We start from the raw sequence: 8299 nt of genomic DNA on the forward strand, positions 1-8299 counted from the left end.
GGCAAGATCCCATATGCGTGCCACCTTCATGTACGGCCCCGGCGATGTCCGGGTCGAGAACGTCCCCGACCCGCGGATCGTCGATCCCACGGACGCGATCGTCCGGATCACTCTGGCCTGTGTCTGCGGCTCCGACCTGCACCCCTACCACTCGATGGACAACACCGACGAGGGTGTGCCCATGGGGCACGAGTTCCTCGGCGTCGTCGAGGAGACCGGCTCCGAGGTCCGCGGACTCAAGCGCGGCGACTTCGTCGTCTCCCCGTTCGCGTTCGCCGACAACACCTGTCCGATCTGCCGCGACGGCTTCCACACCGCCTGCCCGCACGGCGGCTGGTACGGGGCCGGAGGCGTCGGCGGAGCGCAGGCCGAGGTGATCCGCGTGCCGCAGGCCGACGGCACCCTGGTCAAGGTCCCCGCGGACGTGGACACGGCGCTGCTCCCTTCCCTGCTCGCGCTGAGCGACGTGTACCTCACGGGCTACCACGCCGCCCACATGGGGCGCGTCTCGGCGGGCCAGACCGTGACCGTGATCGGTGACGGTGCGGTGGGCCTGTCCGCGGTGCTGGCCTCCCGCCGCATGGGCGCGGAGCGGATCATTCTCATGGGCCGGCACACCTCCCGCACCGACCTCGGCCGCGAATGGGGCGCCACTGATGTCGTGGCCGAGCGCGGCGAGGAGGGCATCGCCAAGGTGATGGACCTGACCGGCGGCGAGGGCTCCCACGTGGTCCTGGAGGCCGTCGGTCTGATGCCCGCCTACGAAACGGCGTACGGCGTCGTGCGCCCCGGCGGGATCATCTCCCGCGTCGGCGTCCCACAGTACGAGGAGGCCCCGGTCGGCTTCGGGTCGCTGTTCGGGAAGAACGCCGGCCTGACCGGCGGGCCGGCCCCGGTGCGCGCGTACATCGAGCAGGCCATCCCCGATGTCCTGGAAGGGCGCATCGACCCGGGGCGGGTGTTCGACGCCGAGGTCGGCCTGGACCAGGTCGCCGACGCCTACCGGGCCATGGACGAGCGCATCAACCTCAAGGTGATGGTGCGCCCGTGACTGCCGCCCGCAAGCCCAGCACAGCCGCCACCGCCGCGCACGAGCGGCTCTTCCCCGGCCACGTGTCCACCCTCGCGGTCACCGATCCGGAGCTGATCGAGTACTTCGACAACTTCGCCTTCGACGAGACCCTGCGCCGCACCGGCGACCTCGATGAGCGCACCCGGCTGATGACCCAGCTCGCCGCGATGATCGCTGTCGGCGCGGTGGCGGAGTACCGGATGATCCTCGGCGCCGCTCTCACCGTCGGTGTCACGCCCGTGGAGGCCAAGGAGATCGTCTACCAAGCGGTGCCGTACGCCGGAACGGCCCGCGTCTTCGACTTCCTGCACGCCACCAACGAGGTGCTCACCGACCGCGGCGTCGAACTGCCCCTGGACGGCCAGTCGACCACCGGCCCGGACACCCGGATGGAGCAGGGCCTGGCGGTCCAGAAGCGGATCGTCGGCGAGAAGGCCGTGGACTCCATGTACGCGAACGCCCCCGCGGACGAGCAGCACATCCAGCGGTTCCTGAGCGGCAACTGCTTCGGCGACCACTACACCCGCACCGGCATCGACGTCCCCACCCGTGAACTGCTCACGTTCGCGATGCTTGCCGCACTCGGCGGCGCGGACGCCCAGGTGAAGGGGCACGTCGCGGCCAACCTGAACGTCGGCAACACCCGCGCCACCCTGCTCGCCGTGCTGACCGGTCTGCTGCCGTTCATCGGCTACCCCCGCACCCTCAACGCCCTGGCCGCCCTTGACGCCGCCGCCCCGACCGCCACCGCCCCGACCGCGAAGAAGGACAACGCATGACCACCCGCACCTGGCTCATCACCGGAGTCAGCAGCGGCTTCGGCCACGCCCTGACGACCCAGCTCCTTCAGCGCGGCGACACGGTCATCGGCACCGTCCGCAACCTGGACAAGGTCGCCGGCCTGGCGGAGCAGTACCCCGACACCTTCCGTCCGGAGATCCTGGACGTCACCGACACCGCAGCCGTCCGCGAGACGGTGGACGCCGCGTTCGCCGCCGGCCGGGTCGACGTGATCGTCTCCAACGCGGGCTACGGGCTGTTCGGCGCCGCGGAGGAGATCAGCGACGCCCAGGTCGAGCACATCATCGCCACCAACCTCACCGGCTCGATCACCCTGATCCGCGCAGCCCTGCCGCACCTGCGCGCCCAGGGCGGCGGACGCATCATCCAGATGTCCACCTACGGCGGGCACGTCGCCTTCCCCGGCAACTCCCTGTACCACGCGGCGAAGTGGGGCATCGAGGGGTTCGCCGAGTCGGTCGCCCAGGAGGTCGCCCCGTTCAACATCGGCGTGACGATCGTCGAACCCGGCGGCGCGCGCACCGAGTTCCGCTACGGCAGCGCCCGGATCGCCGACCCGATCGACGCCTACGAGGGCAACCCCGCCCACGCCTTCAAGGCCATGCTCGACCCCGCAGGCGGCCTCGCCCCCGGCGACCCCCAGCGCATGGCGGCCCGCATCATCGAGTCCGTCGACACCGAACCCGCCCCACTGCGGATGGTCCTCGGCTCCCAGGCCCTGGACTCCACCCTCGGGGTGCTCCGCAAGCGGATCGAGGACTTCGAGGCCCAGCGCGACCTGGCGGCCTCCACGGACTTCCCGCCCGGAGAGTGATCTCTCCCGCGCCTCGCCCGCCGCAGCACCAGGAGATTGCCTGGGCGAACTGGACGTCGCCCGGATCGGTCTGGGCGCCATGACGATGACCGGCGTCTACGGCACCCAGGACCTGGACGAAGCGGAATCGATCCGCACCATCCACCGCGCCCTCGACCTGGGCGTCACGCTCGTGGACACCGCAGAGGTCTACGGCCCCCACACCAACGAGGAACTCGTCGGCCGCGCCGTCAAGGACCGCCGTGACCACGTGGTCGTGGCCACCAAGTTCGGCATGATCTCCCACTCCGGCCGCGACCAAGGCACCCTCGACTCCAGCCCGGCCAGCGTACGAGCCGCCGTCGAAGGCTCCCTGACCCGGCTGGGAACCGGCCGCATCGACCTGTGCTACCAGCATCGCGTCGACCCCGCGACACCCATCGAGGACACCGTCGGCACCCTGGCCGAACTCGTCACCGAAGGCAAGATCCGCCACATCGGCCTGTCCGAGGCCGGCCCTGACACCATCCGCCGCGCCCACGCCGTCCATCCCGTCGCGGCGGTGCAGTCCGAATACTCGCTGTGGACACGCAACCCCGAGGCCGAGGTCCTGCCTGTCCTGCGGGAACTGGGCATCGGCTTCGTGCCGTACTCCCCACTCGGCCACGGCTTCCTCACCGGCACCATCCGCTCCCTCGACGACTTCGATGACGCCTGGCGGCGCGACAACCCCCGCTTCACCGCCGAGAACTTCCAGCAGAACCTGCGCATCCTCGGCGAGGTCCGGGCCGTCGCCACCCAGGCCGTCGCCACACCCGCACAGGTCGCCATCGCCTGGCTCCTCGCGCAGGGCGACGACATCGCCCCCATCCCCGGCACCAAACGAGTCTCCCGCCTGGAGGAGAACCTCGCCGCCGACCGGATCAAGCTCACCCACGAGCAGCTCCAGCGCCTGGACAACCTCACCCCGGCCGCCGGCGACACCCACAACGAAGCCGGACTGCGCACCCTGGGACGCTGACACACCGCGCAGTTCGTCGAACCGCAACCCACCGGCAAGGGATCCAAGGACTGGTTCAACGGCGACGTCTGGTTCGACATCATCCACGCCGGACAGCACCCTGTGAGACGCCCCCCGTGTCTTGGTGGCGTGGCCCCGTGGCGGACGGCCCGCCGGTCGCGAGACGCTGTGTGATCCGGTCGAACAAGTCCGTCAGTGGCGCACCGACGTCCTGGCCGAACTCAGTCAGCCCATAGGTGACTTGGGGTGGCGTGGTCGGCTCGACCTTCCGCCAGACCAGGTCGTCCTTGACCAGTGCGCGCAGTGTCTGAGCGAGCATCTTCTCGCTGATGCCCTGGATGCTGTCGCGCAGCTCGTAAAACCGGAGGTCGGTGCTCCGCAAGGAGATCAGCACCCAGATACCCCACCTGCTGGTCACATGGTCGACCACGTCGCGCGCAGGGCAGTCGGTGTGAAACACCTCATACCGATTGCCCGCCTCGGCCTGCGTAAGCTGCGCGCCTTCCCCCATGTCCGGAGCTTACCTCTGGGTATGTTCTTACGAAAAGTAAGCCTGCCTCCTAGCGTCAATTGCCGCAGTGCACAACGGACTAGGAGCTGAACATGATCGTGGTGACCGGAGCTACCGGGAATGTGGGCCGGCCTTTGACGCAGGCCCTGGCCAACGCGGGCGAGCAGGTGACGGCGGTGTCACGGCACGCGGCGGCAACGCCGGACGGGGTCCGGCACGTGCCGGCCGACTTGGCCGAGCCGCGGGGCCTCACCGCCGCTTTGGACGGGGCGAAGGCGCTGTTCCTCCTGCTGTCCGGCGACCTGCACGCCCCCGAAGCCCGGCCGGCCGACATCATCGACCTGGCCGCTGCCGGCGGGGTCCGCCGAGTCGTCCTGCTGTCTTCGCAGGGAGTGGCGACCAGGCCGCTCGGCCCGTCGCGGATCGCGATGCGCGCGGTGGAGGACGCGTTGCGGGAGTCCGGTCTGGACTGGGCCGTCCTGCGACCGGGCGGCTTCGCCTCCAACGCCTTGGCGTGGGCGGAGTCCGTCCGCACGCAAGGGACGGTCGCCGCGCCCTTCGGCGATGTCGGGGTTCCGGTCGTCGACCCGGCGGACATCGCCGAGGTCGCGGCGGCCTGCCTGCTGGACGACCGGCACACCGGCGGATTCTTCGAGCTGACCGGGCCCGAGGTGATCACGCCCCGTCAGCAGGCGGAGGCCGTCGCCGCCGCGCTCGGCTCGCCGGTGCGGTTTCACGAACTCACCCGTGAGGAGGCCAAAGCCGCGATGACCCGGTTCGTGCCGCCGGCGCTCGCCGACGACACCCTGGACATCATCTCCGCCCCGAGCCCCGCCGAACTGCGGATCAGCTCGGACGTGGAACGAGTCCTCGGTCGCGCTCCGCGCCGTTTCGACGACTGGGTCGCCCGTAACATCGCCGCTTTTCGCTGAGGCACAACTCAGCTGAAGTGCCCGGGCAGCCCCCTGCGACTACGGCCGCACGGGGCTGCCCCCTGGCGTCACCGCCCACCACCATCCAAGACTCATCCAAGACTCAGGAGCCGGAGCAATCTGCTGAGTGCATGAGACGGCGGGCCGCTCCCTCACATGCGCCGGGCCGCCCCGGAGACCGGCTGCGATCCGGCTGCGCCGGTGGAGTTGCCGGAGGGTTGGGTGACGGCCCACGCGGCCTCGATCATCCGGAAGGTCTCGTCGAGCGCGGCCTGCGGATCGGCCGCCTCACGGGCCAGCGAATAGGCGTCGATCACGAATCTGGCGATGGCCCGGCAGGCCGTGGGGGTCCGTGACAGGGCCGGATCGGCGGCCATGGCCGCCGCCAGTGCCTCTGCATGGCGCAGCCTCATGGATTCCTCGTACTCCCGCAGGGCGGGTGATGCGGTGATCATGTGCCAGGTCGGAGTGGCGCTGTCCGCCGTGCAATGTCGCACCAGGGCCTGGACCTCGCGGCGCAGCGCAGGGATGAGCGGCTCGTGCTCCCGGTCGGTGACCGCCCGCGTGAGGCGTAGCTCGAAGTCTTCGTCCTGCTCGAACACCAGGGCCTCTTTCGAGGCGAAGTGGGAGAAGACCGTGGTGACGGCCACGTCGGCCTCGGCGGCCACGTCACGGATGCCCACCGCGTCGAAGCCGCGTTCCAGGAAGAGCCGCAGGGCGGTGTCGGCGATCTTCTGGCGCGTCGCGGCCTTCTTGCGCTCACGGCGTCCATTCGGCACGGTCATGATCTGACACTACCAGATACAAAACCACAACAGATTCAAAACACTATCCGTTAGTGTTACGGTCCGGGGCATGAGAAAAGTGAGCTTCGCCGAGTTCGGCGGTCCGGACGTGCTGCAACTCGTGGACGCCGAGGAACCCCATGCGGGCCCCGGTCAGGTACGTATCGCCGTACGGGCGGCGGGCGTGAATCCCGTCGACTGGAGGATCCGCGAAGGCCAGATCCTGGGGGCGCATCCGATCGAGTTGCCCTCCGGCGTCGGGGTGGACGCCTCCGGAGTGGTGGACGAGGTCGGCGAGGGCGTAGAGGGGGTCGAGGTCGGCGACCGTGTGTTCGGCGAAGGATCAAGCACTTATGCCGAGTCCGCCGTGCTGTCGGACTGGGCCCGTATGCCCGAGGGGCTGACGTTCGAGGAGGCGGCCGGGTACCCCTCCGTGGTGGAGACGGCGCTGCGCGTCATCCGCGAGGTAGGCGTGCGGTCCGGACAGACACTGCTGGTCAGCGGTGCGTCCGGGGGAGTCGGATCAGCGGTTCTGCAGATAGCCCACGATCGCGGCATCGTGGTGATCGGCACCGCTGGGGCCGCGAACCAGGACTATCTGCGCGGCTTGGGTGCCCTCGCCACGACATACGGCCAGGGCTGGGTTGAGCGAGTGCAGCAGCTCGGCCGGGTCGACGCAGCTCTCGACCTGGCCGGCTCGGGTGTGATCCGCGAACTCGTCGAGCTGACCGGGGATCCACAGAAGGTGATCTCCATCGCCGATCCCGGCGCGCCGGCGCTCGGTGTCCGGTTCTCCGGCGTAGCCGGGAGCGTGCCGGAAGCCCTCGCCGAGGCCGTCGACCTCATCTCGCGGGGAAAGCTCCGGATCCCGATCGAGAAGTCGTACACGCTGGCCGAGGCCGCGGCGGCGCACGTCGACAGCCAGGCCGGCCACACTCGCGGGCGCCGGGTCCTGATCGTCTGAAAGCCGGCCCTGCCCTGTCCGCCGACTCACATGTTCAGCCCCGCCGACTCGGCGACGCAGCCGCCAGATGAAGGGCTCGGTCACCCTGCTGCGACGGCGCCGGCGCGACCATCATGTCGGCGGCCCACACCTCCGCGTAGGAGACATTCACCCCTCCCGGGCGCGGCCGGATGCGCCGCGCCCGGGACGGTGACGTGGGCTTCTGCCTCACCACCCAGTCCGCGACTTTCTACGCGCGGTCCTCATCGACTTTCTGCTGAGTGTCCCGCCGCGTCGAACGGGCCGGCTGTCGCCACCCACAGAGCTGACCCCGCGCGGCGACCCCGCGCGGCGACCCCGCGCGGTGACCGGCAAGGACGCCCGCGATAACCCGGGTACGTCCGGTGTATGCGTTCCTCTCCACGCCCCGGACACCGGGGCGCGTTCTGGAATAGTGAGCCGCATGCACGAGGGAGCCCCTCCGATACTTCACGTCAAGGATGAGCCCAGTGCCGTGTTGCGGTATGGACGGTTGGGTTCCACCGAGCATGCGCGGAGATACGCGGTTGTCCTTCTCGTTGTTCCGTTGCTGCTCGTATCCGGATGCAAGGGCAGGTACCAGCAGCAGTACGAGGAGGGCTACGAAGCCGGCCAACCTGAAGCAACTGTGTGCGTGGAGTACGAAACGCCAGACGGAAGAGAACCGTCCCGGCACTGGATGGCAGGCTGCAACGATGCCGCAGCGGGCCGACCCGCCGATCCACCGAAATCCCGCTGAGGTCACGGCAAACCGGCGGCCTGCGCACCTCACCGAGCGGGCGACAGATCCTGGCCCACTACCCCGCTCCCCCGCCCACCCGCATCCGAGTCCCAGCCTGACCCTCACCCCGGAACCAGAACCCACCCGCAAACACGACAGCCGCCGTCGGCAATCACCGTGGGGGTGACCTGCCGCTGCGGTTCCGCTGCGGTGAGCTGCGACGACTTCTCCACCGGCGTCTCCTTCGCGGCCCTCGTCAGGCGCGCGGGCGTCGACCGCACCTTCCTCTACTGCTCAGCCGCGCGTCCCCGCAGCCCGACCTGAGGACGTCTCCGCCCACAGGACCGCTGACGGGACTTGGCCGACGTGTGGGAGCAGGCGGCAGGTTGGGGAGCGCGGGGTCGGTCACCAGGTGGCAGGATGCCAATTGATGGGGGATCAGTCGGTGGGGTTGGGGCCGAGGGCGATGTCGAGGAGGGCGCCGAGCTGGTCGAGCTGGTCGGGGGTGAGTGCGCTGAACGAGGCCGTGGTGACGGTGTCGAGCGCGCTCTGACCCTCGGCCAGCAGCCGTGCGCCTTCCTCGGTGAGCCGGTGACGGACGGCACGCCCAGGGCCCGGTACCCGTTCGATCAGACCGCGGTCGGCCATGCGGGCGGCCAGCGATCCAAAAGATTGATCGGT

Annotated in this window: 9 protein-coding genes; 6 read left to right on the forward strand and 3 right to left on the reverse strand. The window is 69.8% G+C overall.

Features of this window, described 5'->3' with window-relative positions; translation table 11 throughout:
• Window positions 1-13 precede the first annotated feature (13 nt).
• From ACH4DZ_RS04615 to ACH4DZ_RS04630, 4 genes are read left to right on the forward strand one after another with little or no spacing between them, the layout of a single operon-like run.
• Window positions 14-1051, forward strand: coding sequence for an alcohol dehydrogenase catalytic domain-containing protein (locus ACH4DZ_RS04615; RefSeq protein WP_398285421.1), 1038 nt, complete (start codon window positions 14-16; stop codon window positions 1049-1051).
• Complete coding sequence (locus ACH4DZ_RS04620) at window positions 1048-1851, forward strand: carboxymuconolactone decarboxylase family protein (RefSeq protein ID WP_398285422.1); 804 nt, start codon at window positions 1048-1050, stop codon at window positions 1849-1851. The genes ACH4DZ_RS04615 and ACH4DZ_RS04620 overlap by 4 nt, the downstream gene beginning before the upstream one ends.
• Entirely contained in the window at window positions 1848-2687 is an 840-nt protein-coding gene (locus ACH4DZ_RS04625) for an SDR family oxidoreductase (RefSeq protein WP_398285423.1), read from the forward strand. Before ACH4DZ_RS04620 ends, ACH4DZ_RS04625 begins: the two co-directional genes overlap by 4 nt.
• Before the next feature lie 40 nt (window positions 2688-2727).
• Complete coding sequence (locus tag ACH4DZ_RS04630; RefSeq protein ID WP_398285480.1) at window positions 2728-3687, forward strand: aldo/keto reductase; 960 nt, start codon at window positions 2728-2730, stop codon at window positions 3685-3687.
• A gap of 79 nt (window positions 3688-3766) precedes the next feature.
• Here the strand turns inward: ACH4DZ_RS04630 and ACH4DZ_RS04635 are convergent, their stop codons facing one another.
• Window positions 3767-4198, reverse strand: coding sequence for a winged helix-turn-helix transcriptional regulator (locus ACH4DZ_RS04635; RefSeq protein WP_398285424.1), 432 nt, complete (start codon window positions 4196-4198; stop codon window positions 3767-3769).
• Window positions 4199-4290: 92 nt separating this feature from the next.
• Between ACH4DZ_RS04635 and ACH4DZ_RS04640 the strand changes: the two genes are divergently transcribed.
• Window positions 4291-5130, forward strand: coding sequence for an SDR family oxidoreductase (locus tag ACH4DZ_RS04640; RefSeq protein WP_398285425.1), 840 nt, complete (start codon window positions 4291-4293; stop codon window positions 5128-5130).
• Window positions 5131-5282: 152 nt separating this feature from the next.
• On the opposite strand, the gene ACH4DZ_RS04645 is transcribed toward ACH4DZ_RS04640, so the two are convergent.
• Window positions 5283-5915 (reverse strand): TetR/AcrR family transcriptional regulator, encoded by a 633-nt coding sequence (locus ACH4DZ_RS04645; RefSeq protein ID WP_398285426.1) that lies wholly within the window; start codon window positions 5913-5915, stop codon window positions 5283-5285.
• A 70-nt stretch (window positions 5916-5985) separates the two neighbouring features.
• Here ACH4DZ_RS04645 and ACH4DZ_RS04650 point away from each other — a divergent pair, with 70 nt between their 5' ends.
• A complete protein-coding gene (locus ACH4DZ_RS04650) occupies window positions 5986-6879 on the forward strand; it encodes an NADP-dependent oxidoreductase (protein ID WP_398285427.1) in 894 nt (297 codons plus the stop codon).
• Window positions 6880-8056: 1177 nt separating this feature from the next.
• Here ACH4DZ_RS04650 and ACH4DZ_RS04655 read toward each other — a convergent pair.
• Window positions 8057-8299: MarR family winged helix-turn-helix transcriptional regulator (locus ACH4DZ_RS04655; protein WP_398285428.1), on the reverse strand; the 243-nt coding region annotated here is incomplete at its 5' end.

This window comes from Streptomyces sp. NPDC017991, assembly GCF_044328075.1.
Classification (GTDB): domain Bacteria; phylum Actinomycetota; class Actinomycetes; order Streptomycetales; family Streptomycetaceae; genus Streptomyces.